The sequence below is a fragment of the Burkholderia cepacia genome (assembly GCF_029962485.1).
Classification (GTDB): domain Bacteria; phylum Pseudomonadota; class Gammaproteobacteria; order Burkholderiales; family Burkholderiaceae; genus Burkholderia.
The window spans coordinates 1314167-1330672 of sequence record NZ_CP073637.1 but is presented as its reverse complement, the minus strand read 5'-3'; the positions used below and the strand labels follow the sequence as shown (position 1 = coordinate 1330672).

Annotated in this window: 14 protein-coding genes; 8 read left to right on the top strand and 6 right to left on the bottom strand. The window is 68.5% G+C overall.

Translation table 11 applies throughout. The annotated features are described in order from the left end of the window. Positions 1–58: 58 nt before the first annotated feature. Entirely contained in the window at positions 59–814 is a 756-nt protein-coding gene (locus tag KEC55_RS06170) for a TerC family protein (protein ID WP_282507158.1), read from the bottom strand. A gap of 108 nt (positions 815–922) precedes the next feature. On the opposite strand from KEC55_RS06170, the gene KEC55_RS06165 reads away from it, so the two are divergent. Both KEC55_RS06165 and KEC55_RS06160 read left to right on the top strand, forming a co-directional pair. Then, positions 923–1816, top strand: coding sequence for a LysR family transcriptional regulator (locus tag KEC55_RS06165; protein ID WP_282507157.1), 894 nt, complete (start codon positions 923–925; stop codon positions 1814–1816). 115 nt (positions 1817–1931) lie between these two features. After that, positions 1932–3098, top strand: a complete 1167-nt coding sequence (locus KEC55_RS06160) for a DUF2242 domain-containing protein (RefSeq protein ID WP_282507156.1) — start codon at positions 1932–1934, stop codon at positions 3096–3098. 129 nt (positions 3099–3227) lie between these two features. Here KEC55_RS06160 and KEC55_RS06155 read toward each other — a convergent pair whose 3' ends face one another. Continuing rightward, positions 3228–4148 (bottom strand): pyridoxal-phosphate dependent enzyme, encoded by a 921-nt coding sequence (locus KEC55_RS06155; protein WP_282507155.1) that lies wholly within the window; start codon positions 4146–4148, stop codon positions 3228–3230. Positions 4149–4309: 161 nt separating this feature from the next. Between KEC55_RS06155 and KEC55_RS06150 the strand changes: the two genes are divergently transcribed. The 6 genes from KEC55_RS06150 (at position 4310) to KEC55_RS06125 (ending at position 12324) form a co-directional block, all read left to right on the top strand. After that, positions 4310–5221: a LysR family transcriptional regulator gene (locus KEC55_RS06150; protein WP_282507154.1), complete on the top strand. Its 912-nt coding sequence runs from the start codon at positions 4310–4312 to the stop codon at positions 5219–5221. A gap of 756 nt (positions 5222–5977) precedes the next feature. Next, complete coding sequence (locus KEC55_RS06145) at positions 5978–7183, top strand: MFS transporter (RefSeq protein WP_282507153.1); 1206 nt, start codon at positions 5978–5980, stop codon at positions 7181–7183. 569 nt (positions 7184–7752) lie between these two features. After that, a complete protein-coding gene (locus tag KEC55_RS06140; RefSeq protein ID WP_432626290.1) occupies positions 7753–8238 on the top strand; it encodes a Csu type fimbrial protein in 486 nt (161 codons plus the stop codon). A gap of 15 nt (positions 8239–8253) precedes the next feature. Then, entirely contained in the window at positions 8254–8973 is a 720-nt protein-coding gene (locus tag KEC55_RS06135) for a fimbrial biogenesis chaperone (protein ID WP_282507152.1), read from the top strand. Positions 8974–8980: 7 nt separating this feature from the next. Further along, positions 8981–11365: a fimbria/pilus outer membrane usher protein gene (locus tag KEC55_RS06130; protein WP_282507151.1), complete on the top strand. Its 2385-nt coding sequence runs from the start codon at positions 8981–8983 to the stop codon at positions 11363–11365. Further along, a complete protein-coding gene (locus KEC55_RS06125) occupies positions 11362–12324 on the top strand; it encodes a Csu type fimbrial protein (RefSeq protein WP_282507150.1) in 963 nt (320 codons plus the stop codon). Before KEC55_RS06130 ends, KEC55_RS06125 begins: the two co-directional genes overlap by 4 nt. Positions 12325–12355: 31 nt before the next feature. On the opposite strand, the gene KEC55_RS06120 is transcribed toward KEC55_RS06125, so the two are convergent. The 4 genes from KEC55_RS06120 to KEC55_RS06105 all read right to left on the bottom strand — a co-directional run bounded on the left by KEC55_RS06120 (position 12356) and on the right by KEC55_RS06105 (position 16409). Next, the gene (locus KEC55_RS06120; protein WP_282507149.1) at positions 12356–12643 is read right to left on the bottom strand and encodes a hypothetical protein; all 288 of its coding nucleotides are present in this window, start codon (positions 12641–12643) and stop codon (positions 12356–12358) included. Positions 12644–12747: 104 nt separating this feature from the next. After that, positions 12748–13770 (bottom strand): histone deacetylase family protein, encoded by a 1023-nt coding sequence (locus KEC55_RS06115; protein ID WP_282507148.1) that lies wholly within the window; start codon positions 13768–13770, stop codon positions 12748–12750. A 25-nt stretch (positions 13771–13795) separates the two neighbouring features. Continuing rightward, positions 13796–15067: a Zn-dependent hydrolase gene (locus tag KEC55_RS06110; protein WP_282507147.1), complete on the bottom strand. Its 1272-nt coding sequence runs from the start codon at positions 15065–15067 to the stop codon at positions 13796–13798. 31 nt (positions 15068–15098) lie between these two features. Beyond that, on the bottom strand, positions 15099–16409 hold the full coding sequence (locus KEC55_RS06105; RefSeq protein ID WP_176046958.1) for an MFS transporter: 1311 nt from the start codon (positions 16407–16409) through the stop codon (positions 15099–15101). Between the last annotated feature and the right edge of the window lie 97 nt (positions 16410–16506).

Genomic DNA, 16506 nt, shown 5'->3' with positions numbered 1-16506 from the left:
GATTCCGTATGAGGCGCGCGCGCCGGCCGCCGCGGCAGCCGGCGTCACGCGCGGTGGCTCAGTCGCCTTCCACGTGTGCCGCGCGCTTCGCCTTCGCACGCCGCGCCAGCATGTTCATGCCCTCGACGAATGCCGAGAACGCCATTGCCGCGTAGATGTAACCCTTCGGCACGTGCGAACCGAAACCTTCGGCGATCAGCGTCATGCCGATCACGACCAGGAACGACAGCGCCAGCATCACGATCGTCGGGTTGCGGTCGATGAAGCGTGCAAGCGGCTGTGCCGCGAACAGCATCACGGCCACGGCGACGATCACGGCGACGAACATGATCGGAATGTGCTCGGTCATGCCGATCGCGGTCACGATGCTGTCGATCGAGAACACGATGTCGAGCATCACGATCTGGCCGATCGCGGCCCACACCGTCAGGCCGGCCGCACCGCCCGCCCCGCCCGCGCCGTCGCCATCGTGCGATACGTGGTGATGGATCTCGGTGGTCGCCTTCCACACGAGGAACAGGCCGCCGGACAGCAGGATCATGTCGCGCCACGAGAACGCATGGTCGAACAGCGTGAACACGGGTTCGGTGAGGCTCGCGATCCACGCGACGCTGCCGAGCAGCGCCAGGCGCATCACCAGCGCGAGCGCGATGCCGAGGCGCTGCGTGCGGGCGCGCTGCGCTTCGGGCAGCTTGTTGCTGAGGATCGAGATGAAGATCAGGTTGTCGATGCCGAGCACGACTTCCATCACGACGAGCGTCAGGAGCGCGGCCCAGACGGCGGGGTCGGCGGCAAGCGTCAGCAGGTAGTCCATGAAATGGGCCGATACGAAAGTGGAAAGCCAGATGATATGCCGCCCCGAACTTCGGAAAAATCAGAGAGAATCTGACTTTAGGTTCGGTTTTTACGATATATTGATCCGATGCTCAATTTCCGACATCTGTACTACTTCTGGGTCGTCGTGAAGGAAGGCGGCTTCGCGCGCGCGGCCGGGCGGCTCGACATGGCCGTGCAGACGATCAGCGCGCAGGTGCGCGAGCTCGAGAAGTCGCTCGGGCACCAATTACTGCGCCCGGCGGGGCGCGGCGTCACGATGACCGACGCGGGCCAGGCCGCGTTTGCGCGTGCGGAGGTCATCTTCGAGATGGGGCGGCTGATTCCCGACGAAGTGCGCGCGGCGGCCAGCCAGCCGACCGTGAGGCTCGCGGTCGGGCTCGCCGACGGCATTTCGAAGCTCGCCGCGCACGCGATCCTTGCCCCCGTGCTCGACACGCCCACGCTGCGACTGCTGTGCCACGAGGGCGAGCACGATGCGCTGCTGGCGGAACTCGCGCTGCATCACCTCGATCTCGTGCTGGCCGGCCAGGGTGCGCCGTCGGGGTCGAACCTGCGCGTGACGAGCGAGCGGCTCGTCGCGTCGCCGGTCGACTGGTACGGGCCCGCGGCGCTCGTCACGCCGGCCGCTCGGCAGCGCTTTCCGCATTGCCTGGCCGACCTGCCCGTGCTGCTGCCGACCGCGCACTCGGCGCTGCGCGCACGCCTGGACCTGTGGCTGGAAGGCGAGCGGATCGTGCCGCGCGTGGCCGGCGAATTCGAGGACAGCGCACTGATGGCCGTGTTCGCGGCGCGCGGCCTCGGTGTGTTTCCGCTGAGCGAACTTGGCGCGAACGATGCGTCGCTGCTGCGCGGGCTGCGGCGGCTGGGGCGCGCGGGCGACGTGACCGAAGAGATCCACGCGATCCGCTCGCGGCGCGGCGAGCATCATCCGCTGGCGTCGCAATTGCTGGCCGCGGCGCGCGTTGCGCCGGCCGACTGAAGCGAGCGCGACATCAAACGAAACTATAATGACGCCCCGGCCTTACGAGATTGCCGCACGCCTCATCCAGGCGCCGCCGTTGCGCGGCCTCTCGCCAAGCCTTCTGAAAGACGCCATGCACAACCGATTTCGCCTGTTTTCCGTTTCGTGCGCGCTCGCGGCCGCGACCGTGCTGGCGGCGTGCTCGTCGCCGCCCAAGCCGATCTACCAGCAGGAACAGTTCGACGCGACCAGCAGCCCGTATGCGCATACGTTCCACTCGAAATCCGACGCGACCTGCGAGGCCGCGCGGCGCGCGCTGCTGAGCCAGGGTTATGTGGTGTCGTCATCGCGTAATGACGCGGTCGACGGCAGCAAGAACTTCCAGCCGAACAACGACATGCACGTCGTGATCGAATTTCACGTCGTGTGCGCGGATGCGAATGCCGATGGCACGTCGAGCATCGCGTACGTGAACGCCGTGCAGGACCGCTACACGCTGAAGAAGTCGAATACGTCGGCCAGCGTCGGCTTGAGTGTGTTCGGCTCGCTGTCGCTGCCGATCGGATCGAGCGACGATGCGCTCGTCAAGACCGCGAGCGAGACCATTCCGGCCGGCGTGTTCTATGAACGCTTCTTCAATCTCGTCGACCATTTCCTGAAGATCGACCCGGCGCGCCGCGATCGCGCAACCGTGAAGGCCGCCGAGAAGGAAGCCGTCACGCCGCTGCCCGAACCCGCGCCGACGCCGCAAGGCGAACCGATGAAGATGACGACGCCGGTCGTGCCGACGCCGCCTGCGGCACCCGTACCGCTGTCAGTGCCCGGTATCGCGCCCGAGTCGGGTGCGAATGCCGTGCCTGGCGCGGCGTCGGCTGTCGCCGTACCGGCTGCGATGCGAGCTGCCGCGCCGGTAGCGGCGTCTGGTTCGCAGTCGGCTGCTGCAGCGGCGGCGGCTTCCGGTTCCGTGCCCGCACCGGCTTCGACTGTCGCGCCGGTTTCCGCGCCTGCATCGGCTTCGACTGCCGCGCCGGTTTCCGCGCCCGCATCGGCTTCCAGCCCGGCTGCAACGCCTGCCGTCGCGGCATCGGCGCCCGCCGTTTCGGTTCCGGCCGCTGCCAAACCGGCATCGGCCGTGCCCGCGCCTGCATCCGCCACCTCCGCACCCGCATCGGCATCCGCACCGTCGAGCGCATCGCCCGCGCCAGCCACCGCCAATCCTGTCACATCGTCGGCGCCGGCCATCGCCAATCCTGTCGCATCGTCGGCGCCGTCCGGCGCGAGCGCACCGGCCGCGAACTGACCGAACGCCAGTATCGTCGCGGCCGGCCGCACACGGCTCGGCGCGACGAAACGCACACCTTCCACGTCGTTCACCGCAGCAGCTTCCGCCATCCGAGGGCGTGACCGCCCTGCCCGCCGGCTCCCCGCCTTACCGCAATGTCGCGCGCAGCGTCTGCAGATATTCGACGGACGCCGTCACGCCGCCGCAGACGATCACCGCGATGTCCGACGCCGCCTCGAGCACCGGCACGGGCCGCTCGAGCGCTGCCAGCGCCGCACCGCACGCGGGTTCGACGACGATCCGGTGTTCGTCGACAAACTGTAGTGACGCCGCCACTGCCTGCGCATCGGACACGACGACGGGATGGATCTCGTGCCGCGTCGCCCATTCGACCGCCGCATCGCACGGCCGCTTCGCGCCGAGCGACGTCGCGATGCTCGCGATCGCGGCCAGTTCGACGGGGCGCCCCTGCGCGACCGACCGCGCATAACAGTCGGCGCCTTCCGTTTCGGCCGCGACGACCGGCACGTCGTGCCAGCCGTTGCGCGCCAGCCCTTCGAGCACGCCGCACAGCAGCCCGCCGCCGCCGACCGCGAGCACGACCGCACCGGGCTTCTGGCCGGCCGCGGCCATCTCGTCGATCATCGTCGCGTGGCCACGCCACAGCCCGGGATCGTCGAACGGGTGAACGAACGCGTCGTGCTCGCCGAGCGCCGACTGCGCAAACGCGTTCGCCTCGGCCCAGCTCGCGCCGTGCACGACCACCTCGGCGCCTTCGACACGAATCAGCTCGCGCGCGCGGGCCGACGCGCTTTCCGGCACGACGACGAGCACCGGCACGCCGAGTTCGCGGCCGCAATACGCGACCGCGATGCCCGCGTTACCGCCCGACGACGACACGAATCGCCGCGCGCCGGCCGCGTGCCGTGCTTCGCAGACGGCGCCGATGCCGCGCAGCTTGAACGAGCCCGACGGCTGCAGCGCATCGAGTTTCAGCCGGATGGTCCTGCCGAGCCGGCGGGACGCGATTTGCGAGCGGAGATAAGGGGTCGGGATATGAAGCGGCATGGGACGGGGTGCAGTGGAAACGGAGGAAGCGCACGCGACTCGCGAGCAAGCGCATGCGGTAATGACGGTCATCGTACGGCAGGTCCGCCATGCTTTCCAATACCATCGAATGGCGTTTGCTATGCTTCGCAGGTATATCAACGAACCCGGACGAACACCGTATGCGCCAGATCGAACTGCGTCACCTGCGCTACTTCGTGGCCGTCGCGCAAGCCGGCAGCGTGATGGCCGGCGCCCGTGCGGCCGGCATCGTCCAGCCCGCGCTGTCGCGGCAGATCCGCGAACTCGAGGACGCGATCGGCACGCCGCTGCTGATCCGCCGCGCGACGGGCGTCTCGCTCACGGCGGCCGGCGCGAGCTTCCTGAAGGATGCGACCAGCCTGCTCGCGACACTGCAGGACAGCCGTGAACGCGCGTTGCGCAGCGCGGCCGGCCAGCTCGGCGAACTGCGGCTCGGCGCGCTGCCGAACTGTCTGCCGCTGCCGATCGTCGCGAACGTGCTCAAGGCGTTTCGCGACGCGTGCCCGGACGTGAAGCTGTCGATCGCGCCGATGCTGTCGGCCGAACAGGCGAGCGCGCTGATGCGCGGCCAGCTCGATGCCGGGATCATGGCGTGGCGTCGCGACGAGGCGCCGCACCTGTCGGGCGTGCGGCTGTTGAGCGACCGCTTCGTGCTCGCAATGCCCGCGCCGCCGGGCGGCCGCTTCAACGTGCCGCGCACGTTGGCCGACGTCGCGGACGAACCGTTCGTCTGGTTCGACGCGCAGCGCTCGGCCGCGCACCACCGGTTCCTGATGGCGCAGTGCCAGCAGGCCGGCTTCACGCCGCGCATCGCGCAGGTCGGCAGCGACATCCCGACGCTGATCGGCCTCGTCGCGGCCGGGATGGGCTGCGCGTTCGTGCCGGAAAGCGCGTCGCCGACCTGCCCGCACACGGTCAGGCTCGTCGCGCTCGACGAGCTCGCGAGCCGCTTCGACATCGAATTCGTGTTCGACGGCGCGGCGGCGGCACCGTCGCCGATCGTCGCGCGATTTCTCGCGGCCGTGCGCGATGCGGCCGGCGACGCGGGCTGATCGGGTACCGGGCGACGGGGCGCCCGGTACCCGATCAGGCAGCGCAATCCGCACCACCGGCGATGCGTTGAATCCACGCTCTGCCGATGCGTCGTTTCGGCTGCTTCAGCGCGCTAAACGAGGCTGCCGTGCCGGCGAAAAATCTTTCAAAATCCCGACGACTCATGCCGCGGCATCGGAATTCTTAAATTGGCACCAAAAACGGCCGTTTAACGCCGATTCGAATTGTCGCGGGCCGAAATATACTGCGCCCGCATCCAACCCTCGTGCCAAAGAGAGGATGCGTTTCCGCCCCGGTCACGGTCCCCCTGTGGTCGGGGCTTTTTTGCGCTTGTGCATTGCCGGTAAAGGGTTTCCGGCTGTTGCGCGATACCTGTTTCATGTGATGGAAGGCGCCCGGGCGACGGGCCCGAATCGCCCGGCCGCATGTCGCCGCGTGGCCGCCGCCGGACAACGTCCGGCGTGCCGCACCGGACGCCCCCGGCCGCCGCAAACCGCCGCCGACTCGCGGCTCACGGCCCGAGAATCCGGCTTCCGTCTTACCAATGCCTTTCACAAAAGACACCGTCGTTCGCCCGCCCCGCCGGCGCAACGCCCACGGGCCCCGCAGGCATGCCGCCCGCGCTCCGTATTGTTGACATGAAATCAAGATAATTTCGCCCGCATGCGGCTTTTTCCACAAAAGTAATGCAGGCACACTTCGTCCTGTCCTCAACGGTCCCGTGCCGTTGCCCCTCGATTACAGGAGCCCATCGCGTGAACAACACGACTTCTTCTCCTTCCCGCCCGGGCGGCAGCGCCGCGCTGCCGCTGCTGGCGCTCGCCGCCGGTGCGTTCGGCATCGGCACGACCGAGTTCTCGCCGATGGGCCTGCTGCCCGTGATCGCCGACGGCGTGCACGTGTCGATTCCGCAAGCCGGCATGCTGATCAGCGCGTATGCGATCGGCGTGATGGTCGGCGCGCCGCTGATGACGTTGCTGCTCGCGCGCTGGTCGCGCCGCTCGGCGCTGATCGCGCTGATGTCGATCTTCACGATCGGCAACCTGCTGTCGGCCGTCGCACCGGACTACACGACACTGCTGCTCGCCCGCCTCGTGACGAGCCTCAACCACGGCGCGTTCTTCGGGCTCGGCTCGGTGGTCGCGGCCAGCCTCGTGCCGCGCGAAAAGCAGGCGAGCGCGGTCGCGACGATGTTCATGGGCCTCACGATCGCGAACGTCGGCGGCGTGCCGGCCGCGACCTGGCTCGGCCAGATCATCGGCTGGCGCATGTCGTTCGCGGCAACCGCGGGCCTCGGCCTGATCGCGATCGCCGGCCTGTTCGCCGCGCTGCCGAAGGGCGAACCCGGCAAGATGCCCAATCTGCGCGCCGAACTCTCGGTGCTGACGCGCCCGGTCGTGCTCGGCGCGCTCGGGACGACGGTGCTCGGCGCCGGCGCGATGTTCACGCTCTACACGTATGTCGCACCGACGCTCGAACACCTGACCGGCGCGACGCCCGGCTTCGTGACCGCGATGCTCGTGCTGATCGGCGTCGGCTTCTCGATCGGCAACATCGCGGGCGGCCGCCTCGCCGACCGTTCGCTCGACGGCACGCTGATCGGCTTCCTGCTGCTGCTGATCGCGACGATGGCTGCGTTCCCGCTGCTCGCCAGCACGCACGCCGGCGCCGCCGTCACGCTGCTCGTGTGGGGTGTCGCCACGTTCGCGGTCGTGCCGCCGCTGCAGATGCGCGTGATGCGCGCCGCCCACGAAGCACCGGGCCTCGCGTCCGCCGTCAACATCGGTGCGTTCAACCTCGGCAATGCGGTGGGCGCGGCTGCCGGCGGTGCAGCGATCTCGGCAGGCTTCGGCTACACGGCCGTGCCGCTCGTCGGCGGACTGATCGCCGCTGCCGGACTTGCGCTCGTCATGCTGCAGATCGTGCAACGCCGCCGCGCACCGGCCACCGCGAATTCGTAATCGCAAGCCAGGCAATACGACGTACCGACTCCCACGGCCGCGCAATGCGGCCGTTTTCTTTTTCAGCCGTCAATCCGGATTCGCCGATTCCTCAATCGGGAAAAATCCCGCCAATCGCTACCCTCCTTCAACGCTCGAATTGAATCTCTTAACGCATTTCCGAGATCGACTCAGTCTTCCGAATTGATTCACCTTTCATCATTTTCATTTCGCGACACGCATTAATTATTCATTTCGCACCAGTCGATCCAATTCACTACATCAATCGGAAAAATCGAGTCGCACCCGGCACGAACCGCGCAGCAATTTCCGCACCGCAGGAAAATATTCCGCCCTGCTTGTGCATGACAAAATCGAAAAGCGTAATGTTTTCCGGCTTTATTCAATCATTATTCGGCCAAACTGTAACAAGATGAAACAGCCCAAACTTTAAGATTGAAAGACTCATCGATTCGTATCAGCATTTACCATGCTGCGGCAGGCGGAGCGCGGCATAAATCCAATGAAAAACCGACCGATGAGGGATCAGGGTGAAAGTCGCCATCGCTTCAACGACATTGTCGCTCGCGCTGTCAATCGGCCTTTCGACGCCCGCCGCCGACGCCGCTACCTATTCGAACGGCACTGCGACCGCCACGTTCAACGTCACGCTGACGCTGCAGCCGAACTGCACGATCGCCGCGAACCCGCTGGCCTTCGGGACCAACGGTGTGCTGGCTACCGCGATCAACCAGCAGACGACCGTCAGCGTCACCTGCACCAACACGACGCCGTACAACGTCGGCCTCGATGCCGGTACGGTCACGGGGTCGAGCGTCGCGAGCCGCCTGATGGCCGGCACGTCGACCGGCAACACGACGACGACCGTCGGCTTCCAGCTGTACCAGGACGCCGGGCGCACGACGATCTGGGGCAACACGCAAGGCACGAACACCGTGGCCGGCACCGGCTCGGGCTCCGCGCAGGCGCTGACCGTCTACGGCCAGGTGCCCGCGCAAGCCACGCCGAAGCCGGACACCTATCAGACGACCGTCACCGCAACCGTCTACTTCTGACCGGCGCCGCATCGCATGACCGCATTACGTCGAACGCTCGCCGCGCTGCTGTGCGCGGCCGGCGCCGCGCACGCCGCGTCGCTGCAGATCTCCCCCGTCACGATCGAATTCGGTACCGACGACACGGCGACCGGCATCACGCTGCGCAATCCGGGCGAGCGGCCCGTCTACGGACAGGTGCGCGTGTTCCGGTGGGACCAGGCCGACGGCCAGGACACGCTGACGCCCACGCAGGACCTCGTCGCGAGCCCGCCGCTGATCGAGGTCGGCACGCAGTCCGAACAGCTGATCCGCGTCGTGCGCACATCGCGCACGCCGTCCGGCATCGAGCAGAGCTACCGGCTGCTGATCGACGAACTGCCGCAGCCCGGCGAGACGCCGACCAACGGCGTGTCGATCCGGCTGCGCTATTCGATTCCGGTATTCGTCGAACCGCCGACCAACGGCGCGCCGCAGCTCGACTGGGCGCTCGCGCGCAGCAACGGCGGCTGGGTGCTGCGCGTGCGCAACGGCGGCGCGCGGCGCGCGCAGCTGGCGTCGGTCGAGCTCGTGACCGGCGACGGCCATGCGTACCCGCTCACGCACGGGCTGCTCGGCTATGCGCTCGCCGGCCGCACGGGCCAGTGGAGCGTGCCGCTGCCGGCCGGCGTCACGCTCGGCGGCAAGGTCACGGTGCGAGCGGCCGTCAATTCGCAGCCGGCCAGCGCGGTCGTCGCGGTGGAGCCGCCGGGCTAGCCCGCCGGTGCGCCGCCCGGCCTCTTCCCCTTCGCCACGCGCCGGCGCGCTCCTGGCCAACGGACGCGGAACGTCGCGACGCACCCGGCGCATCGTGCTCGCGGCCGTCGTGGCTGGCCGCCTGCTCGTGCCCGGCGGTGCTCGCGCGGACGAACCGGCGGCACTCGTGATGACCGACAGCACGCACGACGTGATCCTCGAAGTCAGCGTCAACGGCGAAAATACGGCGCTGCTCGCGCATTTCCGCGAACGCGACGGCCACCTGTCCGCGACCGGCGCCGACCTGCGCACGATCGGCTTCGCGACCGACCGGCTCGGCATCGCCGACGCGGCGACGGTCGAGCTCGACACGATTCCCGGCCTGCACTATCGCTACGACGCCGCGCGCCAGAGCGTCGACCTGCAGATGACCGACACGCTGCGCCGCCCGTACGCGGTCGACAGCCGCGCATTGCCGGCCACGCAGGCGGCCACCGCGTCGCGCGGGCTCGCGATCAACTACGAGGCGTACGCGCAGACGATCGGCGACCGGCAGTTCTCGCTCTACACCGACGTACGCTACTTCGATCCGAACGGCGTGTTCAACACCACCGGCACCGCGTATTTCTACAACGGCCAGCGGCGCTACACGCGCTTCGATACGTCGTGGAGCCGCTCGGACCCTGCACGACCGAGCACGACGCAGATCGGCGACGCGATCTCGGGATCGCTCGCGTGGACGCGCTCGGTGCGCTTCGGCGGCTTCCAGTGGCGCAGCAATTTCGCGCTGCGGCCGGACCTCGTGACGTTCCCGATTCCGTCGCTCGCAGGCTCCGCCGCGGTGCCGTCGGCGGTCGACCTGTACATCAACAACGTGCGGCAGTACACCGGCAACGTACCGAGCGGCCCGTTCATCATCCACGACGTGCCGGGCATCACCGGCGCCGGCCAGGCGACCGTCATCACGCGCGACGCGCTCGGGCGCACGGTCGCGACGTCGGTGCCGCTCTACGTCGATACGCGCATGCTCTCGGCCGGGCTGTCGAGCTATTCGTTCGAAGCCGGCTTCCTGCGCCGCAACTATGCGCTGCAGTCGTTCGACTACGACGCGCGGCCGGCCGTCAGCGGCTCGATGCGGCGCGGCGTCAGCGACGCGCTGACCGTCGAGGGGCATGCGGAGGCGACCGGCGGCGTACTCAATGCCGGCGTCGGCGCGCTGATGCGGCTCGGCTACGCGGGCGTCGTGAGCGGCGCGGTCGCGGGCAGCGTCGGCCGCTATCCGGGCACGCAGGTGAGCGTCGGCTACCAGCTGATCGAACCGCGCTTCTCGATCAACGCGCAGACGATCCGCGCATTCGGCCGCTACGGCGATCTGGCATCGCGCGACGGCGCGCCGGTGCCGTCGGCGACCGACCAGGCGACGCTCGCGCTGCCGTTCATGCACCGTCAGACCCTGTCGCTCAGCTATATCGGCTACCGGCTGCCGCAAGGCCCGAGTGCGCGGATCGGCACCGTGTCGTACACGCTGAGCTTCGGCGATCTCGCATCGGTCAGCGTCAGCGCGTACCGCGATTTCGCGCAGCAGGGCGCGAGCGGCGCCTTCGTGTCGCTGAACATCGGGCTCGGCCGCAACACATCGATCAACGCGACCGTCGGCCGCCAGCGCGGCCAGTCGAACTACAGCGTCGACGCGAGTCGTCCGCCCGACTACGACGGCGGCTGGGGCTGGGGCGTGCAGACCGGCGGCACGGGCGCGGTGCCCTACCGGCAGGCGCAGTTGCGCTATCTCGGCCGTGCGGGCGAGGTCATCGCGGCCGCGCAGAACATCGACCGGCAGACCGGCGCGTCGCTCGACGTCAGCGGCGCACTCGTGTTGATGGACAGCAGCCTGCAGTTGTCGCGCCGCATCGACGACGGCTTCGCACTGGTGTCGACCGACGGCGTCGCGGGCATCCCGGTGCTGCACGAGAACCGCGTGATCGGCACGACCGATCGCGCGGGGCATCTGCTCGTGCCCGACCTGAATGCGTACCAGAACAACCAGGTGGCGATCGATTCGATGAAGCTGCCGGCCGATGCGCGGATCGCCCGCACGTCGATGACGATCGTGCCGCAGGCGCAATCGGGCGTCGTCGCGCATTTCGGCGTGTCGCGCTATCGCGGGGCATCGGTGATCCTGCGTGACGCTGCCGGGAATCCGCTGCCGGCCGGCGCGCGCGTGCATCACGCCGAAAGCGGCGCGGACACGATCGTCGGCTACGACGGGCTCACGTTCATCGACGGGCTGAAGGACGACAACCATCTCGTGATCGACTACGGCACGCAACGCTGCGCCGCGGAATTCACGTTCACCGCACCCGGCAACGGCACGCTGCCGACCGTCGGCCCGCTCACCTGCCGGGCGGCGCCATGAGGGTCGTGCTGCTGCTCGTCCTGGCGATCGCGGCGTGGTGCGGCGTACCGCGTCACGCGCAGGCTGAGACCTGCACGGCCACCGCGTCGACGGTGAGCTTCGGCTCGGTCAGCCCGATCTCGCGCGCGTCGGTCGCCGCGACCGGCACCGTCAGCATCACGTGTACGTGGTCGGCCATCACGCTGACGCCGAACGTGCTCGTCTGCCTGAATCTCGGCGGCACGAGCCCGCGCAGCCTCGTCAACGGCACCAACGCGATGCAGTACGACCTGTACCTGGATGCCGCCCATTCGGTCGCATGGGGCTCCGTGTATTCCGGCACGACGCCCGCGTCCGTCACGCTCGTCAAACCCGCGCTCGGCACCAGCGCAAGCGCGACGGTCACGATCTACGGACAGATCACGTCGAACCAGCCGACCGTGCCGACGACGGGCAACAACACGACGACCTATTCGCAGACGTTCGGTGGCAACACGACATCGATCAACGCGGGGTTCTACCTGCTCGGTGCGCCGACCTGCGCGTCGTTGACGGCGTCGAACGGCACCTTCCCGTTCAGCGCAACGGCGAACGTGGTCAACAACTGCAACATCAGCGCGACCAATGTCAGCTTCGGCACCGCGAGCGTGCTGTCCGGCGCGCTCACGGCAACCGGCTCGATCACCGCGCAGTGCACGAACGGCGACGCGTGGAAAATCGCGCTGAACGGTGGCGGCACCGGCAGCGTGACCGCGCGCCAGATGCAGCGCAGCGGCGGTGGCGGCACGATCAATTACGGGCTTTATACGGATGCCGCACGCTCGATCGCGTGGGGCGACGGCACGAGCGGCAGTTCGACCGTCACGGGCGTCGGCACGGGTACGTCGCAGGTCGTGACCGTGTACGGCGCGGTGCCGGCGCAGACCACACCCGCGCCCGGCAACTACAGCGACACGATCACCGCGACGATCAGTTTCTAGCGGAAATGGCAGGCGCGCGCGGGCCCGCCGTTCAGAACGTGACGGTCCATGCCGGCGGCGCGCCTGCGCCGACGCTGCGCGGCGCCGACCGCAGATCGGGCAGCGGCGCGTGGCTCAGCACGAACGGTGTGCCGTGCATGCAGCTGACGCTCGGGATATCGGCGTCGGCAGCCTGTCGAACGTCCGTGCCGATCGTGCAGGTTTCCGGAATGGTGAGACTGACGCGCAGCGGAATCGAGGGTTCCGCTGCGCCCGCGAGCGACCCTGCGCCCAGCATGGCGAGCGCGATCGCACCGCGTCTGATTTGGCCGGCTGTCATCGTGCGGCCCTCCTTCGTGCATCCATCCAGCATATGCACGAATTATCGGCATGCACACGGAAAACTTGAACCCGCGCACGCGCGATCCGGCCCCGCCCAATCGGTCAGCGTGCGGCGGCAAACCCGCCGAAGAACGCACGAGCGTTCGCGTCGAGACTGTCGAGGTGATAGCCACCCTCCTGCACGATCACCGTCGGCAACCCGAGCGCACCGATCGCACCGCCGAGCCGCCCGAACCCGTCGGTCGTGACGGCAACCTGCGACTGCGGATCGTCCTTGTAGATGTCGAAGCCGAGTGCGAGCACGAGCGCATCGGGCTGGAATCGCGCGACGGCGCGCAACGCGTCGTCGAGCCGCTCGAAGAATGCCGATTCCGGCGAACCGTGCGGCATCGGCAGGTTGAGGTTGAAGCCGTCGCCGGCGCCCGCGCCCGTCTCTTCCTCGAAGCCCGCGACAACCGGATAAAAGTTGGTCGGGTCGCCGTGGATCGATACGTACAGCACATCGTCGCGGCCGTAGAAGATCTCCTGCACACCCTGCCCGTGATGCATGTCGGTGTCGAGAATCGCGACGCGGCGATGGCGGCCGAGCAGCGCTTGCGCGGCGATCGCCGCATTGTTCAGGTAGCAGAAGCCGCCAGCCGCATCGCGGCGCGCGTGATGGCCGGGCGGCCGGCACAGCGCGTAGGCCTCGCGCGCGCCGTCGTTGACGTCGGCCGCGGCCGCGAGCGCGCCCTGCGCGGACCAGTACGCTGCACGCCACGTGTTCGCGCCGACCGGGCAACTGCCGTCGGCGAGGTAGCGTGCGGCTTTCGCGAGCACGCCGCGCAACGGGTTCGGGTCGCGCACGAACACGTTCGACATCACTTCGTCGCCCCAGTCGTCGGGCATCTGCTTCCAGTCGCGATGCGCGTCCTCGAGAAAGCGCAGGTAGTTCATGTCGTGCACGGCCGCGATCGGCGCGGTGCCGCGGTCGGCCGGTTCGCGCACGTCGAAGTCGAGCGCGCGCACGGCCGCGACGAGCCGCGCCGCGCGTTCGGGTACTTCCTGCGGTTCGCGCATCTGGCCGCGCGACAGGTAGCTGCGCGGATGGTGCAGCAGTTGTTCGGGATGGAAATAGGTTCTCATCGTTCGTCCTCGTCGATTCACTGCGTCACGCATCGTGCGCGGCGGCCGCCGCTTCGACGCGCGCCGCCATGCCGGCGCGCGCCAGCACTGCATGAAGCAGCACGTTCGTGCCATGCGTCACGTCGTCGGGCAGCGCGTCCTCGGCCTCGTTGTGCGACAGTCCGTCGACGCACGGGATGAACACCATCGCGGTCGGGAAACGGCGCGCGAGCAGGATCGCGTCGTGGCCGGCACCGCTGACGATCCGCTCGTTCGTGTAGCCGAACGCGGCTGCCGCCTGCGCGACCAGTTCGACGCAGTCGCGGTCGAACGGCGTCGCCGGGCTGCGCCAGCAGGTTTCGATCGCGACCTGCACGCCACGCGCGGCGGCGACGCGTGCGCACGCGTCGCGCAGGTCGCGCTCCATCGCATCGACTTCGGCATCGTCGTGATGGCGCAGGTCGACCGTGAACGTCAAATCGCCGGCAATGGTGTTGCGCGACGCATTGCGGATCCCGACCTGCCCGATCGTCGCGAGCCCGCGTGGCGCATAGCCGGCGACGATCCGTTCGAGTTCGAGCGCGATCTGCGCGCTCGCGAAATACGCATCCTTGCGATACGGCATCGGCGTCGTCCCCGCATGCGCGGCCACGCCCGTCACCGTCACGTCGAGCCAGCGGATCGCCTGCCCGCCCGTGACGATGCCGATCGTGGTGCCGTTCGCCTCGAGTACCGGCCCCTGTTCGATATGCGCCTCGAAGTACGCGTCGACCGTGCCGCCCGTCGCACGCGTGCCGCGATAGCCGCACGCGTCGAGTGCGGCGCCGAGCGTTACGCCGTCGGCATCCTGCTTCGCGAGCGCATCGTCGAGCGGCAACGCGCCCGTGAACACGGCCGAACCGAGCATCGCCGGCGCGAAGCGCGCGCCTTCCTCGTTGGTCCAGGACACGATCTCGAGCGGCTTGCCGGTCGCGATGCCGGCGTCGTTCAGCGTGCGCACGAGTTCGAGCGCGGCGAGCACGCCGTAGACGCCGTCGAAGCGGCCGCCTTCCGGCTGCGTGTCGAGGTGGCTGCCGATCAGCACCGGCGCGGCCTGCGCATCGGTGCCGTCGCGCCGCGCGAACAGGTTGCCGGCCATATCGACGCTTACCGTCATCCCCGCGTCGCGGCACCACTGCGCGAACAGGTCGCGCCCGCGCCGGTCGTCATCGGTGAGCGCGAGGCGCCGCACGCCGCCGCGCGGCGTCGCGCCGACGCGCGCCATGTCGGCCAGGCTCTGCCACAAGCGGGCGCCGTTGATTTCCAGCAGGTCTTTCATGTGCACTCCGGATGAATTCGTTCGTTGAGGTTCAGTGCGAGCCGAGCGCTTCGGCGGCGGCCGGTTGCGCCGCACGGCGCGCGTCGAGCGCGACGATGCAGAGCAGCGAAATGCCGGCAAGACACGTGTAGAACACCGCGAGCGGCCACCACTGACCGGCGAAGCGATGCGCGAGCCACGTACCGACGAGCGGCGTCAGGCCACCTGCGATCGCGCCGCAGATCTGATACGCAAGCGAGATCGCCGAATAACGCACGTGCGCGGGAAACACGTCGCTGACGAAGCCCGCGATCACCGAATAGAAGCCGGCCATGCAGACGACCGCGAGTGCAATGCCCGCAATCAGCGATGCGGACGTGCCGCCCTGTACGAGCATGAACATCGGATACGGCGACAGCATCGCGAGCAGCGCCGCGAGCTTCAGGAAGCGCGCGCCGCCGATCCGTTCGGCGGTCCAGGCCGCGATCGGCTGTGCGATGAACTGGATGATCGCGACCGCGAACAGGCTGTCGAGGATCAGCGAACGCGACACGCCGACGTACTGCGTCGTGTACGCGATCATGAACGTGTTCGTGAAATAGACGCCCGCGATGCCGATCGTGTTCGCGCCGATGCAGAGCGCCACGAGCCCCGACGCGGAGCGGAACACTTCCGCGACCGGTAGCTTCACCGTGCGGTTCGTCTCCTTCACCCGCGCGAACTCCGGCGATTCGTTCACACCGAGCCGGATCAGGATGCCGACCACGAGCAGCACCGAACTCGCGAGAAACGGCAGGCGCCAGCCCCATGCGAGGAAGTCGGCCTTGTCCATCGACGTGACCGCACGAAACGCGATCAGCGACAGGATCAGCCCGGCCGGGCTGCCGAGCTGCGCGAACGACGCGAAGAACGTGCGACGCCCCTGCGGCGCATGCTCGCCCGCCATCAGCACCGCGCCGCCCCATTCGCCGCCAACTGCGATGCCCTGCACCACGCGCAGCGCGACGAGCAGCACCGGCGCGAGCATGCCGACCTTCGAATAATCGGGCAGCAGCCCGACGCACACGGTCGCGACGCCCATCATCATCAGCGTCGTCATCAGTGCCTTCTTGCGGCCGATGCGATCGCCGAGGTGGCCGAAGATCACGCCGCCGAGCGGCCGCGCGAAGAAGCCGACCGCGAACGTCGCGAACGACGCCATCGTGCTGACGAAGCGGTCATGCGACGGGAAATAGAGTTCGCCGAACACAAGCGCGGCGGCCGTCGCGTAGATGTAGAAGTCGTACCACTCGATCATCGTGCCGATGAACGCGGCCGTCGCGGCGCGTCCCGGCTGGCGGGCGGAAGGAAGGGACTGGGTCATGCGGGCTCCTGACGCGCGCCGCGGCGGAGCGACGCGCAATATCGTGACGACGGCCGTCTGTCGCGGCCTCGCGCCGCACGCTGCGGCACCCCTCCTT

What these genes read in the sequence shown, in the direction of transcription:
- KEC55_RS06170 (WP_282507158.1), bottom strand. Translation starts at nt 814, where the DNA reads ATGGACTACCTGCTGACGCTTGCCGCCGACCCCGCCGTCTGGGCCGCG.
- KEC55_RS06165 (WP_282507157.1), top strand. Translation starts at nt 923, where the DNA reads ATGCTCAATTTCCGACATCTGTACTACTTCTGGGTCGTCGTGAAGGAA.
- KEC55_RS06160 (WP_282507156.1), top strand. Translation starts at nt 1,932, where the DNA reads ATGCACAACCGATTTCGCCTGTTTTCCGTTTCGTGCGCGCTCGCGGCC.
- KEC55_RS06155 (WP_282507155.1), bottom strand. Translation starts at nt 4,148, where the DNA reads ATGCCGCTTCATATCCCGACCCCTTATCTCCGCTCGCAAATCGCGTCC.
- KEC55_RS06150 (WP_282507154.1), top strand. Translation starts at nt 4,310, where the DNA reads ATGCGCCAGATCGAACTGCGTCACCTGCGCTACTTCGTGGCCGTCGCG.
- KEC55_RS06135 (WP_282507152.1), top strand. Translation starts at nt 8,254, where the DNA reads ATGACCGCATTACGTCGAACGCTCGCCGCGCTGCTGTGCGCGGCCGGC.
- KEC55_RS06125 (WP_282507150.1), top strand. Translation starts at nt 11,362, where the DNA reads ATGAGGGTCGTGCTGCTGCTCGTCCTGGCGATCGCGGCGTGGTGCGGC.
- KEC55_RS06120 (WP_282507149.1), bottom strand. Translation starts at nt 12,643, where the DNA reads ATGACAGCCGGCCAAATCAGACGCGGTGCGATCGCGCTCGCCATGCTG.
- KEC55_RS06115 (WP_282507148.1), bottom strand. Translation starts at nt 13,770, where the DNA reads ATGAGAACCTATTTCCATCCCGAACAACTGCTGCACCATCCGCGCAGC.
- KEC55_RS06110 (WP_282507147.1), bottom strand. Translation starts at nt 15,067, where the DNA reads ATGAAAGACCTGCTGGAAATCAACGGCGCCCGCTTGTGGCAGAGCCTG.
- KEC55_RS06105 (WP_176046958.1), bottom strand. Translation starts at nt 16,409, where the DNA reads ATGACCCAGTCCCTTCCTTCCGCCCGCCAGCCGGGACGCGCCGCGACG.